Source organism: Streptomyces cylindrosporus (assembly GCF_022698165.1).
Taxonomy (GTDB): Bacteria; Actinomycetota; Actinomycetes; order Streptomycetales; family Streptomycetaceae; genus Streptomyces; species Streptomyces cylindrosporus.
The window spans coordinates 103,470-123,741 of sequence record NZ_JALDAY010000021.1 but is presented as its reverse complement, the minus strand read 5'-3'; the positions used below and the strand labels follow the sequence as shown (position 1 = coordinate 123,741).

Below are 20,272 nucleotides of genomic sequence, written 5' to 3'. Positions count from 1 at the left end.
GCCGCACCCAGCCACACCCCGCAGCCCCAAGCCACCCCCAAATCAGCCAGTGATGTCGCCGGCGTCGTGTCCCGGTGTCTTGCGGGGCTCGTGGATGCCGTCGTCGTGGCCCTTGGCGGGCTGGGCGCTCAGCTCGCGTTCGGGGGGTTGCGGCTGCTCGTGACCGGGCCGCCGTTCCGGATGCCGGAGTTGTCGGCGTGGCTGACCGGCGTGCTCGGGTGGGGCCTCGCCGTGCTGTATCTGGCCGTGAGCTGGGCCTCGACCGGCGGTACCGTCGGCGACTGGCTGCTGGGCCTGCGGGTCACCGACCGCGCCGGACGACTGCTCGGCGTGCCCCGGGCGCTGCTGCGGGCCGTGCTGTGCGTCGCCTTCCCGCTGGGCCTGTGCTGGATCCCGTTCAGCCGGCGGCACGCGTCGGTCCAGGACGTGCTCGTGGCCAGTTCCGTCCACTACCACCGGTTCTGAGGCGTTCAGCCGATCCGCCCCTTCCCCCGCGGCAGCAGCGCCGCCGTGCCCAGCCCGCCCAGCCCGATGACGCCCAGCACGATCATCGCCGCCGCGTACGCCCCGAACGCCGGGTCCGCGACCAGGATCGTGCCGGCGACCGCCGTACCGACCGACGAGCCGAGGTTGGACACGCTCCGGGACAGGCCGGAGATCTCGCCCTGACGGTCCTCCCCGAAGCTGGACTGCACGATGTTCACCGACGGGGTCAGCATCACGCCCAGCCCGAGACCGATCAGCAGCAGCCCGGGCACGAAGGCCCAGGCGCTCGGCGTGCCGTGCGCCATCGGGATCAGGATCGCGATGCCGCACACCGACACCGCGAACCCGGCCATCACCAGGGTCCGCTGCTCCCGCCGCTTCGCGAGGCGCTCCGCGCCGAGCGAGGAGGCGAGCAGTCCGAGGGTGGCCGCGGTGAAGACGACCCCGGTGCGTATGGCGTCGTAGTCCCGCACCACCTGGAGGTAGGCGGCGACCACGAAGGAGACGCCCATCAGCAGCAGCCACTGGAGGTGCTGGGTGACCAGGCCGAGGTTGGAGGTGCGGTTGTGGAACAGGCTCGTCGACAGGAGGGGTTCACGGCCGGTGCGCTCCTTGATCCGCGACCAGCGGAAGAACCAGGCCAGCACCAGCACCCCGGCCAGCAGCAGGACCGCCGCCAGCCAGCCGTTGTCGTCGGTGGCCAGGATGCCCATGACCAGGAAGATCAGCCCGAAGGCCGACAGGACCGCCCCGCCGGTGTCGAAGTCCCGCCCGGGATCCGGCGGCAGCGGGTCCTCGACCCGCCGGCTCAGCACGATGATCAGCGCGACCACCAGCGCCTGGAACACGAACGCCGCCCGCCAGCTGAGCGCCGAGGTGATCAGCCCGCCGATCAGGGGCCCCGCGGCGGCGCCGAAGCCGCCGAACGCCATCACGGCGCCGAAGGCACGGGCGCGGGAGGTGACGTCGGTGAAGAGCAGCGTGGTGAGGACGTACACGGGCGGGATGAGCAGCGCCGTACCGACGCCCTGGAGGATCGAGTAGCCGAGGACGAGCACGCCGAGGCCGGGGGCGACCGCGCAGAGCAGGGCGCCGACGCCGTACACGAGGAGGCCGCAGACCAGGCAGCGCTTGCGGCCGTAGCGGTCGGTGAGCTTGCCGCCGGGGATCATCAGGGCCGCCATCACGAGCAGGAACGAGGTGATCGCGATCTGCACGCCCTGGACGGTGGTGTCCAGGTCCTCGCCGATGTCGCTGATCATCACGTTCATGTTGGAGCCGGCGAAACTGCAGATGAACTGGGCCAGGGCGAGCGGGGCCAGGATCCTTCGCGCGGCGCCGCGGGAGGGCGCGGGGCGGCCCGCTGACGTGGGTACGGGCGGTACGGCCATGGCGGCTCCCGGCATCGGCGGCTGCACGCGCGGGAGCGCGGGCTCCCGAGCGCCCGATCCCGCCCATCGTCCGGCCCCGATGATCATCCGTCTTCACCCCTGCGAGGTGACGCCACCGCCCGGTGAAGCGGAGTAGGAATCATCGGCGAAGGGCCGCGACCGGCGGCCATCCCGAAGACGGAGGCCCAGCCATGGCCACCACGACTACTAAGCACCAGCACTCGCCAGGCGCTCTGGCGGCGGCCGGCGGTCTGACGGCCTTCGCCTGTGTGATGCTGATCATGACCGGCATTCTGGACGTCTTCCGCGGCATCATGGCGATCGCGAACGACGAGGTGTTCGTCAACACCCGCAACTACGTGTTCAAGTTCGACCTGACCAGCTGGGGCTGGATCCACCTGGCCCTCGGCGCGGTCGCGGTGGGCGTCGGCATCGGTCTGGCGATGACGGCGACCTGGGCACGGGTGATGGGCGTCCTCATCGCGGGCCTGCTGACCATCGCCAACTTCCTGTCCCTGCCCTACTACCCGTTGTGGTCACTCATCCTGATCGCGATGAACGGGTTCATCATCTGGGGCCTGTGCATCGTGCAGAAGGACTCGGAGTACTGAGAAGCGGACGAGACGCATGGCTGACCGACGAGCCGAGCGGATCGCCGAGTTCATCGCGCCCCTGAGGGTGCGGCCGGGGTCGAAGGTGAACCTGTCCACCGACTTCGACCCCGGCTTCAAGGCGGGCATCGCAGGCAAGAAGGACGGCCAGGAGCTGCTGCAGACAGGCGTCGCGCTGCTGGCCGACTACCAGCGAAGGCTGGCGGCCGAGAACAGACACGGCGTGCTGATGTGTCTGCAGGCGCTGGACGCCGGCGGCAAGGACGGCACCATCCGGCACGTCATGAGCGGGGTGAACCCGCAGGGCGTGCACGTGGCGAACTTCAAGGTGCCCTCCAACGAGGAGCTCGACCACGACTACCTGTGGCGCTACGCCTGCCGGCTGCCCCGGCGCGGCGAGATCGGCATCTTCAACCGCTCGCACTACGAGGAGGTGCTGGTGGTGCGCGTGCACCCCGAGCACCTCGACCGCCAGCGGCTGCCGGAGGAGTCGAAGCGCAAGGGCGTGTGGCGCCGCCGCTACCGGGAGATCAACGACTGGGAGCGGTATCTGCACGACAACGGGTTCCGGGTGGTCAAGCTGTTCCTGAACCTGTCCAGGGAGGAGCAGCGCACCCGCTTCCTCAAGCGGATCGACGTGCCCGAGCGCAACTGGAAGTTCTCCGCGGCGGACGCCCGTGAGCGCTCCTGGTGGGACGACTACCAGAAGGCCTTCTCGCGCATGCTCTCCGCCACCAGCACCCGGTGGGCGCCCTGGTACGTGATCCCCGCGGACCACAAGTGGTTCGCGCGCATCTGCGCGGCCGCGGTGCTCGCCCACACGCTGATCTCCATCGACCCGCAGTATCCGGAGGTCGGCGAGAAGGCCCGGCACGAGCTGTTCGTGGCGAAGGAGGAGCTGCTGGCCCAGGCACCGCCCGGTGCCGAGGCCGATCCGTACGCGGCGTCGGCCGCGGCCGACGCGGAACGGAGGCACGGACGATGACCTCCTCGACGGAGGGGCGGTACGGCGCCGCCGAGCCCGCCGAGCCCTGGTACGCGCGGCCGCCCGACGCGGTCGCGAAGGCACTCGGCGTGGACCCGGCGGTGGGGCTGACCGGCGCGCAGGCGGCCGAGCGGCTGGAGCGGAACGGGCCCAACGCCCTGCCGGAGGAGCGGCCGAAGCCCACCTGGCGCCGGGCGCTCGACCAGTACCGCAGCTATATGCAGATCATCCTGGTCGGCGCGGCGATCGTCTCGCTGCTGATCCAGGAGTGGGCCACCGCGGTGCTGCTGCTGGTGCTGACCGTGCTCAACGCGGTCATCGGCATCCGGCAGGAGGGCAAGGCGGAGAGCGCCATGAACGCCCTGAAGTCGATGATGGAGGCGACCGCCCGGGTCCGGCGGGACGGGACGGAGACCGAGATCCCCGCGGAGCAGGTCGTCGTGGGGGACATCGTGCTGATCACGGCCGGGGACGACGTGCCCGCCGACGGGCGGCTGGTCGCCGCGAGCGCGCTGCAGATCGACGAGTCGGCGCTGACCGGCGAGAGCACTCCGGCCGCGAAGGAGACCGGGGTGCTGCACGGCTCGGGGCTGAGCCCCGGGGACCGTACCAACACGGCGTTCATGAACACTCCGGTCACCCACGGCAGCGGCACCATGATCGTCACGGAGACCGGGGCCCGTACCGAACTGGGCAAGATCTCCGGGATGTTGTCGGCGACCGAGCGCGAACAGTCGCCGCTGACCCGCGAGTTGGACCGGCTGACACTGTGGATCGCGGGCGCGGCGGGGCTCACCATGATCGTGATGTTCGTGCTGGGACGCGGTCGCGGCGAGGCGTGGGACGCCCTGTTCGTGAGCGCCGTGTCGCTGGCCATCGCGGCCGTCCCGGAGGCGCTGCCCACGGTGACGCAGACGATCCTGTCGATGGGCGGTCTCGACCTGGCCAGGCAGCACGCGATCGTGAAGGACCTGCCGTCGGTGGAGACGCTGGGCTTCACCTCGGCGATCAACTCCGACAAAACCGGCACGCTGACCCTCAACCAGATGACGGCCGTCGAGGTCGTCGACGCCTTCGACCGGTACACCGTCTCGGGCACCGGCTACGGGCTGGAGGGCCGGGTGCACCACGCGGCCGGGCGTTCGCCCGACATCGAGGACGCGATCCTGCCGTACCTGGTGGCGAGCGACGCGAAGCTGGTGGACGGCAAGGTGGTGGGCGATCCCACCGAGGGCGCCCTGCTGGTGCTCGGCCACAAGGCGGGCCTGGACGTCGAGGCGACCCGCGAGCGGTTCCCGCGCCTGGCCACGCTGCCCTTCGACCCCTCGTACAAGCTGATGGCCACCTTCAACTCGGCGACGAACGGCAGGGGCCGGCCGGTCGTGCGCTGCTTCGTGAAGGGGGCCGCGCCCGCAGTGATGGGGCGAGCCTCGACGGCGCTCTCGGAGGGTACGGCGATCCCCTGGGACGCCGATCTCGACAAGCGGGCGCACGCGCAGATGGAGCGGATGGAGCGGGAGGGCCGCCGGGTGATGGCCGCCGCCACCCGCGATCTGGACCCGGCCGGGTTCAGCTCCGACGACCTGCTCGGGTACGTCGAGGGACTGCAGGTGACGAGCCTGGTCGGCATGGAGGACCCGCCGCGCGGGGAGTCCCGGCAGGCGGTGGCCGGCGCCCAGGCAGCCCACATCCGGGTGCGGATGGTGACCGGCGACGACGTGATCACCGGTGCGGCGATCGCCGAACAGGTCGGCATCGAGGGCGAGGCGATCCTCGGGTCGGACTTCGCCGCCCTGTCGGAGGAGGAACGGCTGGCGCGGATCGACGACATCGGCGTGATCGGCCGGGTCGCCCCCGAGCACAAGGTGCTCCTCGCGGACACCCTGAAGCAGAAGGGCGACGTGGTCGCGATGACCGGGGACGGGGTGAACGACGCCCCCGCCATCAAGGCGGCGGACATCGGGATCGCCATGGGCTCCGGCACCGAAGTGGCCAAGAACGCGGGCCGGTTGATCCTGTCCGACGACAACTTCGCCACGATCGTCTTCGCGGTCGAGCAGGGCCGCAAGATCTACGACAACCTCACCAAGTACATCCGGTTCGTGCTGGTGCTGCTGGTCGTGTTCGTGCTGACCTTCCTCGGCGCGACCCTGTTCGACATCGCGGGCGGTGAGCCGTTCACGCCGGCCCAGGTGCTGTGGATCCACTTCTTCGTCAACGCGGCCTTCGGCTTCGCGCTGGGCTTCGACCAGGTCAGTCCGGGGCTGATGGCACGCCGGCCGCGACCGCGCGGCGAACCCGTCATGACGACCCGGCTCATGGTCACGGTGGGGCTCGCGGGGCTGGCCATCACGATCGGCCTGCTGTCGATGATCAAGCTCGGCGAGGCACGCTTCGACAGTCCCGGGATCGGCAACTCGATCGCCTTCACCTCGTTCGCGTTCTGCCTGATCGTGGCCGCCCTGGAGTGCCGCAGCGAGACGGAGACGGTCCTGACGGCCTCGGCCTTCGACAGCAAGCAGATGAACCGGGCGGTGTTCGGCGAGTTCGCGCTCGCCGTGCTGGCGACCCAGACGGACGTCTTCAACCGGCTGCTCGGCACGGTTCCCCTGACCGTGGGGCAGTTCGGCTGGGCGCTGCTGCCCGCCCTGGCCCTGCTCGGGCTGTGGGAGGCCGGCAAGGCGCTCGCCCGCGGGCGTGCGCGACCCGCCGCCGTCCCGCAGGGCTGAACCCCGCCGTACTCCCGCGAAGGAGCGGAGGAGCGCGATGCCAGGTGACGTCCCGACCCGTCGCTTCGTCCCGCCGGGGCTGCGTACGCTGCTGTCCTATCGGCGCGAGTGGCTGGTCAAGGACGTCGTCGCCGGCATCGTCCTGACCACGCTCCTGGTCCCGCAGGGCATGGCCTACGCCGAACTGGCGGGCCTGCCGGCGATCACCGGCCTGTACACGTCCGTGCTGTGCCTGCTGGCCTACGCCGTGTTCGGGCCGTCGCGGATCCTGGTCCTCGGCCCGGACTCCTCGCTCGGCCCGATGATCGCGGCCACGGTGCTGCCCCTGATCGCCTCCGGCGGGGACAGCGGACGGGCCGTGGCGCTGGCCTCGATGCTGTCGCTGATGGTGGGTGCCATCACGGTCCTGGCCGGGGTGTGCCGGCTCGGCTTCGTCGCCGACCTCATCTCCAAGCCGACCATGATCGGCTACATGAACGGTCTGGCGCTGACCATCCTGATCGGCCAGCTGCCGAAGCTGTTCGGCTTCAAGACGGACGCCGACGGGCTCATCGCGGAGTTCCGCGCGTTCGTACGGGGGCTCGCCGACGGGAAGGCCGTGCCCGCCGCGGTCGCCGTGGGCGTCGCGGGGATCGTGCTGATCCTCGTGCTGCAGCGGTGGCTGCCCAAGGTGCCGGCGGTTCTCGTCATGGTGGTGCTGGCCATCGGCGCGACCTCGCTCTTCGACCTGGGCGGGCACGGCGTCAGCCTGGTCGGTGAACTGCCCCGCGGATTCCCGCCGTTGACCTTCCCGGACATCCGGCTCGACGACCTCGGCCCGCTGTTCGCCGGGGCGCTGGGCATCGCCCTGGTGTCGCTGGCCGACACCATCTCCAACGCCTCGGCGTTCGCCTCCCGCACCGGCCAGGAGGTGCGCGGGAACGAGGAGATGACGGCGATCGGCGCGGCCAACGTGGCGGCCGGGCTGTTCCAGGGGTTCCCCGTCAGCACCAGCGGATCACGGACGGCGGTGGCCGAGCGGGCCGGCGCCAGGAGCCAGCTCACGGGCGTCGTCGGCGCGGGCCTGATCATCCTCATGCTGGTGCTGCTGCCCGGCCTGTTCCGCAACCTGCCCCAGCCGGCGCTCGCCGCGGTCGTCATCACGGCCTCGCTGTCGCTGGCCGACCTCGCCGGGACCGCGCGGCTGTGGAAGCAGCGCCGGACGGAGTTCCTGCTGTCGATCGCGGCCTTCCTCGGCGTGGCGCTGCTCGGCGTCCTGCCCGGGATCGCGATCGCCGTCGGCCTGTCGATCCTGAACGTCTTCCGCCGGGCCTGGTGGCCGTACAACACCGTGCTGGGCCGGGTGCCGGGGCTGCCGGGCTACCACGACATCCGCTCGTATCCCGATGCCGAGCAGCTGCCGGGCCTGGTGATCCACCGCTTCGACGGGCCGCTGTTCTTCGCCAACGCCAAGGCCTTCCGGGGCGAGCTCATGCGGCTGACCCGCGTCGAGCCGCCGCCCCGGTGGGTGCTGCTCGCGGCCGAGCCGATCACGGACGTGGACACCACGGCCGCGGACGAGCTGGAGGAACTGGACGAGGCCCTCAACGAGCAGGGCATCAGCCTGGTGTTCGCCGAGCTAAAGGACCCGGTCCGGCGCAAGATCGAGCGGTACGAACTGACCCGCACCATCGACGCCGGCCACTTCTTCCCGACCCTGGAGGCAGCGGTGGCCGCGTACCGCGAGCGGACCGGGGCGGAGTGGACGGCGGCGACGGAGGCGAAGCCGGTCGGCTAGCCGGTCGGCCCCACCGACAGGACGTGTGTGCCCCACGGTTCCAGGTCGACGAAGAGACCCGGGTCGGTCAGCTCGTCGCCCTCGCGGGTGTAGCGGGTGCCGTCCAGCAGGCCGGTCAACGTCCAGGTGGCCGCGGTCAGTTCGGGCCAGGGAAGCCGAACCCTGCCCTGGGCGGGGGCGTCGGAGAGGTTGACGACGGTCACGAACCGCCCGGCCGGGCCCACCCATCCGGAGGCGATCAGATTGCGGTGGGTGGCGTTGTCGGGCCAGCCCGTGCAGTCGAGCAGCCGCCACCGCCCGCCGCGCATCCCGCTGCGGTGCACGGCGGCGAGCAACCGCTCGTGGAACGCCCGCAGTTCGGCCTGCGCCGGTTCGTCCGGGCGCCGGTCCAGGAAGACGGGCAGCCGGGTACGGCGTCCGGTGAACTGCCCTTCGTGCCACAGCGTGGCCCCGGGCAGCGTGGCGATCAGCACGGCCGCCGCCCGCTCCTTGGCCGGCGTCATGGTGTACGCGGCCCGCGGCTCGTCGTGGTTCTCCAGGAACCGTACGAGCCGCCGCTGGTAGGCCTCGTCGGCCAGCAGGTGCTGCCGGACCGCCTCGGGGCTCTCGTTCAGGACCCGGTCGTAGAGCCGCTTGTCGTAGCAGAAGTCGAAGCCCTGCTGCTGGAGGACCCATTCGAGGTCCCAGTACGCCTCGGCGACGAAGGTCATGGCGGGATGCCGGCCGCGGACGCCGGCGAGGACCGCCGGCCAGAACTCCCCCTGCGGGCGCGGCCCCGCGAGGTCCGCCCAGGTGCGTTCGAAGACGTCGTTGGTCAGCAGCATCGCCATGTCGCAGCGGACCCCGTCGCACACGTCCCCGATGTGCCCCAGCACGTTCGCGGTGGCCTCGCGCAGCGCGGGCGCGAAGGCGTTGAGCTGGACGACGTCCGGCCACGGCGGGAAGAAGGGGTCGCGCCCGCGCGCGAGGACGTTGCCGGCGACCGTGAGGAAGGCGGCCGGGTCCCGGCGGGCGTCCTCGTCGCCGCCCCGCACGAAGTACTCGGGGTGCTCCCAGGTCCACGGGTTGTCCGGCGCGACATGGTTCGGGACGTAGTCGAGCAGCAGCCCCACGCCCCGCCGGTCGAGTTCGGCGCGCGCCCCGGCCAGCCCCGCGGCCCCGCCGAGGCTCGCGTCGACCTCGTAGCGCCGGATGCAGTACGGCGATCCGGCGATCTCCTCCTCGCGGATGTCGGGGACGGCGTCGGTGAAGGCCTCGCGCAGGGCGGGGTCGCGCAGCGCGATGGAACGCCCCTCGGGGCTGCGCTCCCACACGCCCATGAGCCAGACGGCGTCGACGCCGTGCGGGGTGATCTCGTCCCAGGCGTCCTTCGGTACGTCCCGCAGTCCCGTGATGCGCCCGGTGCGGGCCGCGATCTCGCGCAACCAGACGCGGGTGTTCACCTCGTGGACGACGGGCTGGACGGGAAGCTCACCGGTCATCGCTTCGTCCTCCTGGCTACGGGGTCGGCGAGGAAGTCGCCGGGGCCGAGGGTGCCGAAGATCGTCATCAGGGGGGCGACCAGGCCGGTCCAGCCGGTCTGGTGGGCCGCTCCGATGCCGGCGCCGTTGTCGCCGTGGAAGTACTCGTGGAAGGAGATCAGGTCCCGCCAGTGCGGGTCCTCCTGGAACTTGCGCTGGCCGCCGTAGACCGGCCGGCGCCCGTTCTCGTCGCGCAGGAAGAGCCGGGTCAGCCGGTCGGAGATCTCCCGGGCCACCTCGAACAGGGTCATCCGGGTGCCGGACCCGGTCGGGCACTCGACGGTGAGCTCGTCGCCGTAGAAGCCGTAGAGGTTGAGCAGGGCCCGGATCACGAGGGCGTTCATCGGGAACCACACCGGTCCGCGCCAGTTGGAGTTGCCGCCGAACATCCCGGTGTCCGACTCGGCGGGCAGATAGCCGACCCGGTACTCCTCGCCGTGCACCCAGAAACGGTAGGGGTGTTCGGCGTGGTGGCGGGAGAGGGAGCGGATGCCGTACGGGCTCAGGAACTCCTCCTCGGACAGGAGGTGCCCGAGGACCCTGAGCAGCTTCTTCTCGTCGACGACGGACAGCAGCCGCGGGCCGCCCGCGCTGCCCGCCTGGGCGGAGGCGAGCGTGACGGAGAGCGAGGGGTGGCGGTCGGCGAAGCGGCGCAGCCGCTCCCCCAGGCCCGCCACCCTGGCGAGCTGCCGCGGGCGGAAGACGGTGGCCGCGCACAGCGGGAGCAGGCCGACCATGGAGCGGACCTTGAGGCGGACGGCCTGTCCGTCGGGCAGCCGCAGCACGTCGTAGTAGAACCCGTCCTCCTCGTCCCACAGTTCGTCGCCGAGGTCGCCGACGCGGTCCATGGAGGCGGCGATCCACAGGTAGTGCTCGACGAACTTGAGGACCAGTTCCTCGTACGCGGGGTTGTGCTCGACGAGTTCGACGGCGATCTGCAGCATGGACTGGCAGTACAGGGCCATCCAGGCGGTGCCGTCGGCCTGTTCGAGGGTGCCGCCGGTGGGCAGCGGGGCGCTGCGGTCGAAGACGCCGATGTTGTCGAGGCCGAGGAAGCCGCCCTGGAAGACGTTGCGGCCGCCGGGGTCCTTGCGGTTGACCCACCAGGTGAAGTTGGTCAGCAGCTTCTGGAAGGCCCGTTCGAGGAAGGCGTGGTCGGCGTGGCCGGTGGTGCGCTCCTCCATCAGGTAGACGAAGTAGGCGGCCCAGGCGTGCACGGGCGGGTTGACGTCCGCAAAGTTCCACTCGTACGCCGGGATCTGGCCGTTGGGGTGCAAGTAGGCGTCCTGCAGCAGCAGTTCGAGCTGCTCCTTGGCGAAGCGGATGTCCACGACCGACAGGGCCACGGTGTGGAAGGCCAGGTCCCAGGCGGCAAACCAGGGGTACTCCCACTTGTCGGGCATGGAGACGATGTCGTCGCTGACCATGTGGAACCACTCGCGGTTGCGCACGCCAGGGCGCGGCACGCTCCACGGGTCCAGGCCGTGCTCGCCCAGCCATTCCTCCAGGTCGAACTGGTAGTACTGCTTGGTCCACAGCATTCCGGCGAGTGCCTGCCGCAGCACCATGGCCCGGTCCTCGCTCGCGCCCTCGGGGGTCAACTCGGCGTAGAAGGCGTCCGCTTCGGCGATGCGGTCCTTGAACACCGTGTCGAAGCCGCGGGCGAGGGACAGCTTGGCGCCGGAGGGGCCGAGGCGCAGGCGCAGGGTCTCGGAGCCGCCGGCGGGGAGGGTGAGGATGTGGTGCGCGGCGGCCTTCGTGCCCTCCCGCGCGGGATTCACGGCGCCGCTCTCGCCGTCCACGACGTGCCGGCCGATGCCGTCCTTGACGTACGGGGAGGCGTTGGGCCTGCCGAAGAGCCGTTCCTCGTTGGTCTCGTTCTCGGTGAACAGCAGAGGTACGGAGGCGCCGAAACGGCAGTCGTAGCTGCCCAGTTCGGGGTGGACGGCACGCAGCGCGGTGGTGCCGGCGGGGCCGTCGAGCGCGCTCAGCCGCGGCTTCTCGGCGTCGTTGTCGTGCCAGGACCAGGTGTTGCGGAACCAGAGGGCTGGCAGCACGTGCACGGTCGCCTCTTCGGGGCCGCGGTTGGCGACGGTGATGCGGGCCAGCACGTCGTCGGCGGCCGCCTTGGCGTACTCCACGGTCACGTCGAAGTAGCGGTCGTCGTCGAAGATCCCGGTGTCCAGCAGCTCGTACTCGAAGTCCTGCCTGGTCCGGGACCTGTTGACGGCCACGAGTTCGGTGTAGGGGAACTCCCTCTGCGGGTACTTGTACAGGTACTTCAGGTACGAGTGGCTGGGTGTGCTGTCGAGGTAGAAGTAGTACTCCTTGACGTCCTCGCCGTGGTTGCCCTCGCTGTTGGTGAGGCCGAAGGCGCGCTCCTTGAGGATCGGGTCGCGCCCGTTCCACAGGGCGAGCGCCAGGCACAGCCGCTGCTTCTCGTCGCAGATGCCGCCGAGGCCGTCCTCGCCCCAGCGGTAGGCGCGGGAGCGCGCGTGGTCGTGGGGGAAGTACGACCACGCGTCACCCCCGTCGCTGTAGTCCTCCCGGACCGTCCCCCACTGACGTTCACTCAGATACGGCCCCCACAGGCGCCATCGCCCGTCCTCGTCGCCCCGCGGGCCGATCCGCTCACCGCTCGTCCGCGCGCTCATCCCCTCGCTCCCTGTCGCAGGTCTAACCGGCGGCGCCAGTCTGTGGGGGCCTCCCGGCAGGTGCCTCACCTGCCGTGGGTGAGGCCGCGCCGCGTGCGAGGAGGGTGAGCGTCACCTCGTACACCGCGAGGACGATCGCCACGACGAGCAGGCCCGTCCAGGAAGACAGCAGCAGGGCGCAGAGCACCGCGAGGACGATCCCGGCGACGCGCAGCACGTCCACGTGGTCCCTGATCCACAGCCGTACCTCGATCTCCCGGGTCAGGCGCCGAGTGGTGTCGGCGGCGAACCGGCCGGTGGCCCGCGCGCCCTGGACGCCGTAGCCGCGCGCCGCCACCGGGAGCCGGCCGGGGCCGACGACGTAGGCGGCCACGGCCAGGGCTACGCCGATCAGCAGGAGTTGGTCGCCCCGTTCACGCAGGGTGGTGAACACCGTCCAGAGGACGGCGCGTACGCCGTCGCGGTAGACGCCGTCCGGCACCTGGCCGAGGATCTGGTCGCGCACCGCGCGCAGCACACCGGACAGCACGGCCGTGCACACGACGAGCCAGATCCCGAGCTGCAGCACGGTGCGCCGGCGGTCGGGCGAGATCCACAGCGCGAGGGCAAGCAGCAGGGCCGTGCCGATCAGCAGGCCGACCAGGGCCCGCTTGAACACCACGACGGCCTGCTGGAGTTGGCCGAGTTCATGCCGGTTGTAGAGCCGGACCTGGGCGAAGTCGTCGGGGAGGCTCACTCCGAGGGCCTTCTCGATCCTGTCGTGCAGTCCGGGCGGGAGCTCGCCCGAGGAGAGCTCGGGCAGGTCCAGCTGCTTGCCGAACAGGCTGGGGAGCTGTTCCTCCAGGGCGTTGAGGGCGTTGTTGACCATCGGCAGCAGGTTCAGGGTCACGGTGTCGCCCGAGGTACGCACGTCGTCGCGCTTCTCCAGTACGTCGACGATCCGGGCGTGCGCCGAGCGGTTCGTGGCCCGCCACAGGCTCTGGAACTGCTCGGTCCTGATCAGCTGGGAGATCGTGCCCTTCATGTAGTCGTGGACCGCCGCCGTGACGGGTGCGGCGGCGAAGGCCGCGCGGTCCGGGAGCGCCTCGGACAAGCGCTGTTCCACGTCGAGTTGGTCGAAGATCTGGTCGGTGAGATAGGTCGAGACGGCCGCGTTCACGGCCGGGTCGTCGGGCAGCGGGCCTACGGTCGCGACCCAGCGGCCGGTATTGAGAGTCGTCCGCGCACCCCACACCCCGACCACCGAGGTCACCGCGAGGATCGCGACCAGCGCCACGAGCACCGCGGCCACCACCCGCCGCACCGTCAACAGCCGTGTGCGGCGCCGCTGTTCACCACCCACGCGGGCGCGCAGCTCGGCGAGTTCGGCGCGCAGCCGCCGCAGTTCGTTCTCGTCCGCGGCCGGCGGTTTCTCCTGCTGTGCTGCCCGGTTCCGGTCCATGGGCCTCGCACCTCCGAGCCCACCGTGGCGCCGACTTGGGCCCGGGCCCTCACCTGCGGCGGGTGACGCGGAACCGGAGCCGGCGCGACTGGATGGAGTGCCATCACGTCGGCATCACGTGGAGGGAGCGGCCATGGCCGGGATCGGGCCGGTACAACTGCTGACGGTCGAGTTCGGGCCGGACGCGAAGTTCGAGGGAAGGATCGTCGACGAACTCGGCGCGCTGGAGGGCCGCGGCCAGGTCCGCGTGCTCGACCTGCTCTTCGTGCAGAAGGAGCCCGACGGGGATCTCGTCGTCGCCGACTACCAGGCCGAGGGCATGGGCGAGACGGTGGCCGCGCTGCTCGGCATTCCGCGCCGGACCCTGCGGGAGGCCGAGGCGGTGTTCCCGTCCCTGTCCGAGGGGAACGCCTTCGGGCTCACCCTGGAGGAGGTCCGGGAGCTCGCGCAGCAGCTGGACCCGGGCACCGCCGCCGGGTTCGTGCTGCTGGAGCACACCTGGGCCAGGGGTCTGCGCGAGGCGATCCGGGAGACGGGCGGGGTGCCCGTCGCCGAGGGCTTCCTCACCGAGGAGGCCCTGGAGGCCGTGATCGCCGAACTCGCCCTCGCCGTGGCCCGCCTCGACGAGGCCGCCGAGGAGAACAGCCAGTCAGGCCGGCAGTCCGGCCGGAACACCAGGAGGTCCTGATGACCGATCTCGTCGTGCTCGGCTTCACCGACAAGGAGAAGGCCGAGGCCGTGCTGCGCCTCTCGAAGGAGCTGTCCCAACAGGAGCTCCTGGACCTGGAGGACGCGGCGCTCGCCTGGCGCACCCAGGACGGCAAGATCCATGTACGGCAGTCGTTCAGCCCCACCGCGACCGGTGCGGCCGGCGGCGCCCTGTGGGGGACGCTGTTCGGCCTGATCTTCCTGATGCCGGTGTTCGGGGCCGCGGTCGGTGCCGCCACCGGGGCGGTCGCCGGCAAGCTCACGGACGTCGGCATCAACGACGCCTTCATCAAGGAGATCGCCGGCGCGCTGGAGCCCGGCCGGGCCGCCGTCTTCGCGCTGGTACGGCGCACCACGCCCGACAAGGTCCGGGACGCGCTGCGGCCGTTCCAGCCCACCGTGCTGCGCACCTCGCTGACGAAGGACCGCGAGGAGGAGCTCGTGGCGGCCCTCCAGGGTTGAGTGGCGGCCCCAGGGTTGACGGCACGAGCGTTTTGAACAACTGAGCGTTCTACCAAGTTCACCCGGGTGAGAAGGCGCTTTCGCCGTGGGCGCCCCGAGCGGGTGGGACCACACTCGTCTGACGTGCACCAGCCAGCCCCGAGAGCGAGGAGCCGGCGATGGACGAGTGGAGAAAGCGGCAGCGGCCGCCCGAGACGAGCGCCCCGGCTCCGTCGGGCGCTCTCCCGGCCCGGGTCGGGGTGCCTCCCCTGCCTTCGTGGCTGGTCCCCCGGCCCCGGCTGACGGACCGTCTCTCCCGGGGCGTACTGGGACCGCTGACCGTGGTGGTCGGGCCGGTCGGGGCCGGGAAGTCGGCGGTCGCCGTGGAGTGGGCGCACACCAGGAGCGCGCCCGGCCCGGTCGCCTGGGTCACCTGTGACGGTTCGGAGGAGCAGCCCGACGTCTTCTGGTCCCGGGTGCCGGCGGCCCTGCGCGAGGCGGGCGTGGACCTGCCCGACCTGTCGGCGATGCCCCGCCTCGCGACCGTCGACCCCGCCACCGGAGCCGGGGCCGACGGTCTCACCTCGGTGACCTCCCTGGAGGACTGGCCGCTGCTGGTCGCCTCCGTCGCCGCCTCGCTGGCGGGCCGCGAGGACCCCGTCGTACTCGTCCTGGACGACTTCCAGCCGGAGACCGGTTCACCGGTCGCCCTGGGCACGGCAGCCCTGCTCCGGCATGCCGCACCCGCGCTGCGGCTGGTCGTGGTCTCGCGCCGGGACCCGCCGCTGCACCTGCACCGCTACCGGCTGGCCGGTGAACTCACCGAACTGCGCACCGCCGACCTGGCCTTCGACGACCGGGAGACGGCCGCGCTGCTCGCCCAGCACGGCGTCGAGGTGCCCCGCCAGGCGGTGAGCACCCTGCGCGACCGGGCCGACGGGTGGGCGGCCGGGCTGCGCCTCGCGGCCATGTCGATGCAGCGGCATCCGCATCCGGAGAAGTTCGTCGCGCAGTTCGCGGGCGACGACGAGGCGGTGGTCAGCTACCTCGTCGAGGAGGTGCTGGACGGGCAGAGCCCCGCCATGCGCGACCTGCTGCTGTCGACCAGCGTCCTGGAGCATCTCAACACCGAGCTGGCCACCGAACTCGCGGGCCGGGAGGCCGGGGCGCACTTCGCCGCGCTCGTCGGGCAGAACTCCTTCCTCCAGTACATGGGCAACGGCTGGTACCGCTGCCACCGCATGTTCGCCGACGTGCTGCGGGTGCGGCTGCGGCACGAGGCGCCCGGCCTGGTACCCGGTCTGCACAGCCGCGCGGCGTCCTGGCTGGCCGAGCACGGGCTGCTCGCCGAGGCGGTACGGCACGCGCTGGCCGCGGGCGACTGGCGCCAGGCCAGCCGGCTGATCGTCCATCAGCTGGCCATCGGACAGGTCCTGGCCCTGACCGACGCGCGGCTGCCGAACGAGCTGGTCCGGCTGACGCCCGCCGATCTGCGGGACCTGCCCGGACAGTCGCTGGATCCGGAGACCGCGCTCGTCGCCGCGGCGGCCGCCCTGCGGCGCGGTGAGCAGCCGGCCTGCGTCCAGGCCCTGGAGCTCGCGGACCGGCTGCTGAGCCGGCTGCCCCGGGAGGAGTCCGACCGGGTGGCGCGGTGCCGGCTGTCCCACGCGGTGGTCCGTATGACCAAGGACCGGTGCTGCGATCCGCCGGCGGCGCGGGCCGCGGCGGCCGACGTCGAGGGGCTGTTCGCCGATGTGCCGCGCACCCTGCTGGCGGACCGCCCCGAACTGAAGGCGCTGGCCCTGTCCATCCGGGGGCGCGCGGAACTGCGGGAGGGTGGCCTCAAGGCGGCCGAGGCCTCCCTGACCGCCGGTCTGAAGGCCGCGGGCGCCGCGGAGAACGAGGCGCTGCGCCGCGACTGCCTCGCCGAGCTGGCGCTGCTCGAAGTGGTCCGCGGACGCTTCCGGGCGGCAGACGAACTCGCCGGGCACGCCCAGCGGCCGCCGCTGCCGGCCGGAATGCCTGAGGACCCCTCCCGGGCGGCGCTGCACGTCGTACGGGCCTGGGTCGGCATGGCCCGGCTGGAGTCGGGCCGGGCGCGCAGCGAACTCGCCCGCGCGCACGCGGCGTTGCGCACCGCGCCGGATCCGTTCGTCGCGGGGATCGGCTCGCTCGTCGCCCAGCTCGTCAGCGCGATGGAGAGGGGCACTCCGCCGCCGCCCGGGACCGTGGAGGCCATCCCCGACACCGCCGAGTGGCTCGCCGACGGGCTGCGCCGTCCGGTGCGGCAGGCGTGCGCGGCCTCGGTCGGCGCGATCCGCGCCCACACGCTGCGCCGGCCCGGGTCCGACGACCGTACGGCCGTACCGGAGCACCGGCGGCAGGACGAGCCGCCGCCCGTCGACGCGCTCAGCGCCCGGGAACAGGACGTACTGCAGCGGCTGGCGCAGATGATGACGACGGAGGAGATAGCCGCGGAGCTGTATCTGTCGGTCAACACCGTCAAGACGCACCTCAAGAGCGTCTATCGCAAGCTCGCCGTGACGCGGCGGTCGGCCGCGGTACGGCGAGCCCGCGAACTCGAACTGCTCTGAGGCTCCCCCTGACCGGCTCCCGGGGTCACAGGAGCCGCAGTTGCCTCGCCCTGTGGAGCGCTTCGGTGCGCGAGGAGACACCGAGCTTGCGGTAGACCGCGCGGGCGTGGCTCTTCACCGTGTTGTGCGAGATGAAGAGTTCCGTTCCGATCTGCCGGAGCGGTACGTCCTCCTGGAGCCGTACCAGGACGGCGTGCTCACGTTCCGTCAGGGCTTCGGCCGGTGTCACGGGGCCCTGGCGGCCCCGACCGTCCCGAGGCACGGCGGCCAGCACGGCCGACGCCTCGTCCACCAGTACGCCCGCGCTTCGCGCGTCGCCCACGGCGGCCGCGATGTCCACGAGCGTGTCGGCGACCCACACCAGACAGGTCGCCACCACGGTGTCCGCCCCGGACTCGTCCTCCCCGAGGGCACGCAACCGCCCGTGCAGCACGGACACCCGCCGGGCTTCCGCCGGCCGGAGGGCCGTTTCCCTCCGCTCGCTGCCCAGCACCGCAGGCATGTCCCTCACCTCCTTCGAGGTCGGCGGTACATACCAACGGTGCGTGCCGGACACCCGAGCCGGAAGGGGCCGTACGGCCTTTTGGTCACAGGACCGGCAAATATGCCTGAAGAGTGTCTACGTCCGCCGAGCGGGACCGGGGCCGTTCGCACCGCCACGCCCACCCGGCAACCGGCGTACCTCGACCAGTTCGAGTCCGAGGGCCTGGATCCGGTCCAGGATCCCGTACAGAGCCGCCTGGTCGAGCCCGGCGCCGTGCAGGATCGTCTCCGGCGGGTTGACCGTGACCGCCAGTTCGGCGAAGGCCGTCCGGAAGGCCTCACCCACCCTGCCCTTGATCCGGATCTCGAACTCCTCGCCGGCGGTGCGCGCCTCGCCCCGCTCAGGTCCCGGGCGTTCCTCCGCCGTACCCATGGGAGTCACCTCCGCTGCCGCGGCCTGGGGGCTGTTCGTCATTCTCCGGGCCCCGGGCCCGCCCGGAGTCATCCATCGCGGGTGAACCCCGGGTGCGCCGCCCGCAGGATGCTCCTTGTCTCCCGAGGAGGAGGTACCCGACATGACGGAGCAGACATCCGCAGGGCAGGACCGGTACGGCCGCCCCGCGCCGGAGCCGCGGATCACGCCGATGATGCTCGGCGGGGTGGTGTTCGCCGTGTGCATGTTGTTCCTGGTCGGCCTGTACCACGCGGTCGTCGGAATGGCCGCGATCATCGACGACGACTTCTACAAGCGGATCCGGGACTACCCGTACGACTACGACGTGAACGCGTGGGGATGGCTCCAGCTGGCCTCCGGGATCGTCATCCTGGCCGCGGCCTTCAGCCTGTTCAGCGGCAAGACGTGGGCCCGGGTCGTCGGCATCGTCGTGGCCGCGCTCAGCGCGCTGGAGAACTTCTTCTTCACGCCGTACTACCCGATCTGGGCGGTCATCATCATCGGGCTCGACGTGCTGGTGATCTGGTCGTTGGCCACCTACGGCCGCGCCCAGGCCCACAAGGCGTACGGCGCGCCGATGTAGGGGGCTCGCTCCGGGCTACCCGCCGCGGCCGGTCGACAGCAGGCCCAGCCGGGAGAGCCTGCGCCAGTCGAGCGGGGGCCGCGTCGGGCGCAGTCCCGGGCGGTGGCGCGGCACCAGCACCCGCAGGGCCCGCGGCCGTATCTCGCAGCGCACGGGGACGGGCAGCGTCAGGGCCTCGCCGTCGACGCCCGCCGGGATCGACGGCCGGTCCGCGTCGACCACGACCGTCGTCACCGTCGCCGTGGTCAGCCCGGTGGCGCGTCCGCCCCTGAGCAGGCCGGCGGCCTGCGCGGCGCTGGTCACGTCGACGCCGACGGCGCCCAGTTCGCCGCCGTCCAGCCGGGCCCGGCGGCCGAGGCCCGCGATGTCGCCGGTGCCGTAGGGGTTGTTGCTGACCAGCAGCGCCTGCGGCCCGGTGAACGTCGTGTCACCCGCGCGGGCGGTGAGGCGGGCGCCCTTGTGGCCCACCAGCAGGTCCGGCAGGAGGTCTAGGGTGGTGCGGGTCTTGCCGTCGCGGTACGCCGGGCTCTGCACCACCTCGGCGTAGGCGCCGAAGGAGACGTTGTTGACGAAGGTGCGGCCGCCGGCGAGGCCGAGGTCGACACGGAGTTCGACGCCGTCGCGCAGGGCGTCCAGGGCCAGCGACGGGTCCTCGCGGTCCAGGCCCAGGTCGAGGGCGAAGTGGTTGCGGGTGCCGGCCGGGACGACCAGGAAGGGCAGGTCGAGCCCGGCGGCGACCTCGGCGACCAGCGCCTGGGTGCCGTCTCCGCCGGCGACCCCGAGCAGGTCGGCGCCCTCCGCGGCGGCCTTGCGCGCGAGTTCGGCCACGTCGATCGGGCCCGGGCCCTCCAGCAGCAGTACCTGGGCGCCCAGCTCCGCGGCCTTCTCCCGGAGCCGGAACCGTTCCACCTTTCCGCCGCCCGACCGCGGATTCATGATCAGGACGGGGTGGCGGACCGGCGGCGCCGGACGCTCCGGCATGGCGAGGGCCCGGTCGGCGGGTGCCAGGGCGCGCCGACCCGCGGCGACGGCGAGCAGCCACAGGGCGGCGGCCACGATCACGACCCAGGCGAGGTGGGCTCCGGTGTACGTCACCAGGACCCACACGGGCGCGGCGACGGCCAGCAGCACGGCGAGCGCCCGCGCCAGGCGCCGCCGGGTCAGCGCCCACCACACGGCCGCCGCGGTGATCGCGGTGCCGGCCAGGCCCACTCCCACCAGGGCGATGGTCCGCAGGCCCGCGAAGACGGCCAGGACCAGCACGGACGCGGTGGCGGACGCCAGCGAGGCACGGGCCAGCCACCGCTGTCGCGATGTCGTGGATTCCATGGCGTCACCTTCGGTGCCGCCCCGCGCGGGCACATCACCCCCGGCAGGCGATCCGTGGGCCGGTCACACCGCGCAGCCGGGCGCAC

16 protein-coding genes are annotated in these 20,272 nt (G+C 72.0%); 9 read left to right on the top strand and 7 right to left on the bottom strand.

The window, feature by feature from the left end; translation table 11 throughout:
- The first annotated feature begins 66 nt into the window (after positions 1–66).
- Positions 67–465, top strand: a complete 399-nt coding sequence (locus tag MQP27_RS47930; protein WP_308290097.1) for an RDD family protein — start codon at positions 67–69, stop codon at positions 463–465.
- A gap of 5 nt (positions 466–470) precedes the next feature.
- On the opposite strand, the gene MQP27_RS47925 is transcribed toward MQP27_RS47930, so the two are convergent.
- Positions 471–1,877 carry an MFS transporter gene (locus MQP27_RS47925; protein WP_242777852.1) on the bottom strand — a complete coding sequence of 469 codons (1,407 nt, stop codon included), beginning with the start codon at positions 1,875–1,877 and terminating at the stop codon, positions 471–473.
- Between the two features lie 191 nt (positions 1,878–2,068).
- Between MQP27_RS47925 and MQP27_RS47920 the strand changes: the two genes are divergently transcribed.
- From MQP27_RS47920 to MQP27_RS47905, 4 genes are read left to right on the top strand one after another with little or no spacing between them, the layout of a single operon-like run.
- Entirely contained in the window at positions 2,069–2,488 is a 420-nt protein-coding gene (locus MQP27_RS47920) for a DUF7144 family membrane protein (protein ID WP_242777849.1), read from the top strand.
- Between the two features lie 16 nt (positions 2,489–2,504).
- Positions 2,505–3,473 (top strand): polyphosphate kinase 2 family protein, encoded by a 969-nt coding sequence (locus MQP27_RS47915; protein WP_242777846.1) that lies wholly within the window; start codon positions 2,505–2,507, stop codon positions 3,471–3,473.
- Complete coding sequence (locus MQP27_RS47910) at positions 3,470–6,202, top strand: cation-translocating P-type ATPase (protein ID WP_242777843.1); 2,733 nt, start codon at positions 3,470–3,472, stop codon at positions 6,200–6,202. Before MQP27_RS47915 ends, MQP27_RS47910 begins: the two co-directional genes overlap by 4 nt.
- Before the next feature lie 37 nt (positions 6,203–6,239).
- Positions 6,240–7,979 carry a SulP family inorganic anion transporter gene (locus MQP27_RS47905; RefSeq protein WP_242777840.1) on the top strand — a complete coding sequence of 580 codons (1,740 nt, stop codon included), beginning with the start codon at positions 6,240–6,242 and terminating at the stop codon, positions 7,977–7,979.
- Here MQP27_RS47905 and MQP27_RS47900 read toward each other — a convergent pair.
- The 3 genes from MQP27_RS47900 to MQP27_RS47890 are packed head-to-tail and all read right to left on the bottom strand — an operon-like array spanning position 7,976 to position 13,594.
- On the bottom strand, positions 7,976–9,460 hold the full coding sequence (locus tag MQP27_RS47900) for an alpha-amylase family protein (RefSeq protein WP_242777836.1): 1,485 nt from the start codon (positions 9,458–9,460) through the stop codon (positions 7,976–7,978). The genes MQP27_RS47905 and MQP27_RS47900 overlap by 4 nt on opposite strands.
- Positions 9,457–12,153, bottom strand: coding sequence for an MGH1-like glycoside hydrolase domain-containing protein (locus MQP27_RS47895; protein WP_242777833.1), 2,697 nt, complete (start codon positions 12,151–12,153; stop codon positions 9,457–9,459). The genes MQP27_RS47900 and MQP27_RS47895 overlap by 4 nt, the downstream gene beginning before the upstream one ends.
- A 22-nt stretch (positions 12,154–12,175) precedes the next feature.
- Positions 12,176–13,594 carry a hypothetical protein gene (locus MQP27_RS47890; protein ID WP_242777830.1) on the bottom strand — a complete coding sequence of 473 codons (1,419 nt, stop codon included), beginning with the start codon at positions 13,592–13,594 and terminating at the stop codon, positions 12,176–12,178.
- A 133-nt stretch (positions 13,595–13,727) separates the two neighbouring features.
- Here MQP27_RS47890 and MQP27_RS47885 point away from each other — a divergent pair, with 133 nt between their 5' ends.
- From MQP27_RS47885 to MQP27_RS47875, 3 genes are all read left to right on the top strand, one after another.
- A complete protein-coding gene (locus MQP27_RS47885; protein WP_242777828.1) occupies positions 13,728–14,282 on the top strand; it encodes a DUF1269 domain-containing protein in 555 nt (184 codons plus the stop codon).
- Complete coding sequence (locus MQP27_RS47880) at positions 14,282–14,764, top strand: DUF1269 domain-containing protein (protein WP_242777825.1); 483 nt, start codon at positions 14,282–14,284, stop codon at positions 14,762–14,764. The genes MQP27_RS47885 and MQP27_RS47880 overlap by 1 nt, the downstream gene beginning before the upstream one ends.
- 158 nt (positions 14,765–14,922) lie before the next feature.
- The gene (locus MQP27_RS47875; protein WP_242777822.1) at positions 14,923–17,337 is read left to right on the top strand and encodes a winged helix-turn-helix domain-containing protein; all 2,415 of its coding nucleotides are present in this window, start codon (positions 14,923–14,925) and stop codon (positions 17,335–17,337) included.
- A gap of 25 nt (positions 17,338–17,362) precedes the next feature.
- Here the strand turns inward: MQP27_RS47875 and MQP27_RS47870 are convergent, their stop codons facing one another.
- Both MQP27_RS47870 and MQP27_RS47865 read right to left on the bottom strand, forming a co-directional pair.
- Positions 17,363–17,839, bottom strand: coding sequence for a LuxR C-terminal-related transcriptional regulator (locus MQP27_RS47870; protein ID WP_242777819.1), 477 nt, complete (start codon positions 17,837–17,839; stop codon positions 17,363–17,365).
- A gap of 117 nt (positions 17,840–17,956) precedes the next feature.
- The gene (locus MQP27_RS47865; RefSeq protein ID WP_242777816.1) at positions 17,957–18,253 is read right to left on the bottom strand and encodes a DUF8691 family protein; all 297 of its coding nucleotides are present in this window, start codon (positions 18,251–18,253) and stop codon (positions 17,957–17,959) included.
- A 142-nt stretch (positions 18,254–18,395) separates the two neighbouring features.
- On the opposite strand from MQP27_RS47865, the gene MQP27_RS47860 reads away from it, so the two are divergent.
- Positions 18,396–18,857 carry a DUF7144 family membrane protein gene (locus MQP27_RS47860; RefSeq protein WP_242777813.1) on the top strand — a complete coding sequence of 154 codons (462 nt, stop codon included), beginning with the start codon at positions 18,396–18,398 and terminating at the stop codon, positions 18,855–18,857.
- 15 nt (positions 18,858–18,872) lie between these two features.
- Here the strand turns inward: MQP27_RS47860 and MQP27_RS47855 are convergent, their stop codons facing one another.
- Complete coding sequence (locus tag MQP27_RS47855; protein ID WP_242777810.1) at positions 18,873–20,186, bottom strand: diacylglycerol/lipid kinase family protein; 1,314 nt, start codon at positions 20,184–20,186, stop codon at positions 18,873–18,875.
- Between the last annotated feature and the right edge of the window lie 86 nt (positions 20,187–20,272).

Excerpts from the sequence above, each read along its gene's own strand:
- MQP27_RS47885 (WP_242777828.1), top strand. The coding sequence starts at position 13,728 with ATGGCCGGGATCGGGCCGGTACAACTGCTGACGGTCGAGTTCGGGCCG.
- MQP27_RS47875 (WP_242777822.1), top strand. The coding sequence starts at position 14,923 with ATGGACGAGTGGAGAAAGCGGCAGCGGCCGCCCGAGACGAGCGCCCCG.
- MQP27_RS47920 (WP_242777849.1), top strand. The coding sequence starts at position 2,069 with ATGGCCACCACGACTACTAAGCACCAGCACTCGCCAGGCGCTCTGGCG.
- MQP27_RS47870 (WP_242777819.1), bottom strand. The coding sequence starts at position 17,839 with ATGCCTGCGGTGCTGGGCAGCGAGCGGAGGGAAACGGCCCTCCGGCCG.
- MQP27_RS47860 (WP_242777813.1), top strand. The coding sequence starts at position 18,396 with ATGACGGAGCAGACATCCGCAGGGCAGGACCGGTACGGCCGCCCCGCG.
- MQP27_RS47895 (WP_242777833.1), bottom strand. The coding sequence starts at position 12,153 with ATGAGCGCGCGGACGAGCGGTGAGCGGATCGGCCCGCGGGGCGACGAG.
- MQP27_RS47925 (WP_242777852.1), bottom strand. The coding sequence starts at position 1,877 with ATGGCCGTACCGCCCGTACCCACGTCAGCGGGCCGCCCCGCGCCCTCC.
- MQP27_RS47905 (WP_242777840.1), top strand. The coding sequence starts at position 6,240 with ATGCCAGGTGACGTCCCGACCCGTCGCTTCGTCCCGCCGGGGCTGCGT.
- MQP27_RS47855 (WP_242777810.1), bottom strand. The coding sequence starts at position 20,186 with ATGGAATCCACGACATCGCGACAGCGGTGGCTGGCCCGTGCCTCGCTG.
- MQP27_RS47910 (WP_242777843.1), top strand. The coding sequence starts at position 3,470 with ATGACCTCCTCGACGGAGGGGCGGTACGGCGCCGCCGAGCCCGCCGAG.
- MQP27_RS47865 (WP_242777816.1), bottom strand. The coding sequence starts at position 18,253 with ATGGGTACGGCGGAGGAACGCCCGGGACCTGAGCGGGGCGAGGCGCGC.
- MQP27_RS47890 (WP_242777830.1), bottom strand. The coding sequence starts at position 13,594 with ATGGACCGGAACCGGGCAGCACAGCAGGAGAAACCGCCGGCCGCGGAC.
- MQP27_RS47880 (WP_242777825.1), top strand. The coding sequence starts at position 14,282 with ATGACCGATCTCGTCGTGCTCGGCTTCACCGACAAGGAGAAGGCCGAG.
- MQP27_RS47915 (WP_242777846.1), top strand. The coding sequence starts at position 2,505 with ATGGCTGACCGACGAGCCGAGCGGATCGCCGAGTTCATCGCGCCCCTG.
- MQP27_RS47900 (WP_242777836.1), bottom strand. The coding sequence starts at position 9,460 with ATGACCGGTGAGCTTCCCGTCCAGCCCGTCGTCCACGAGGTGAACACC.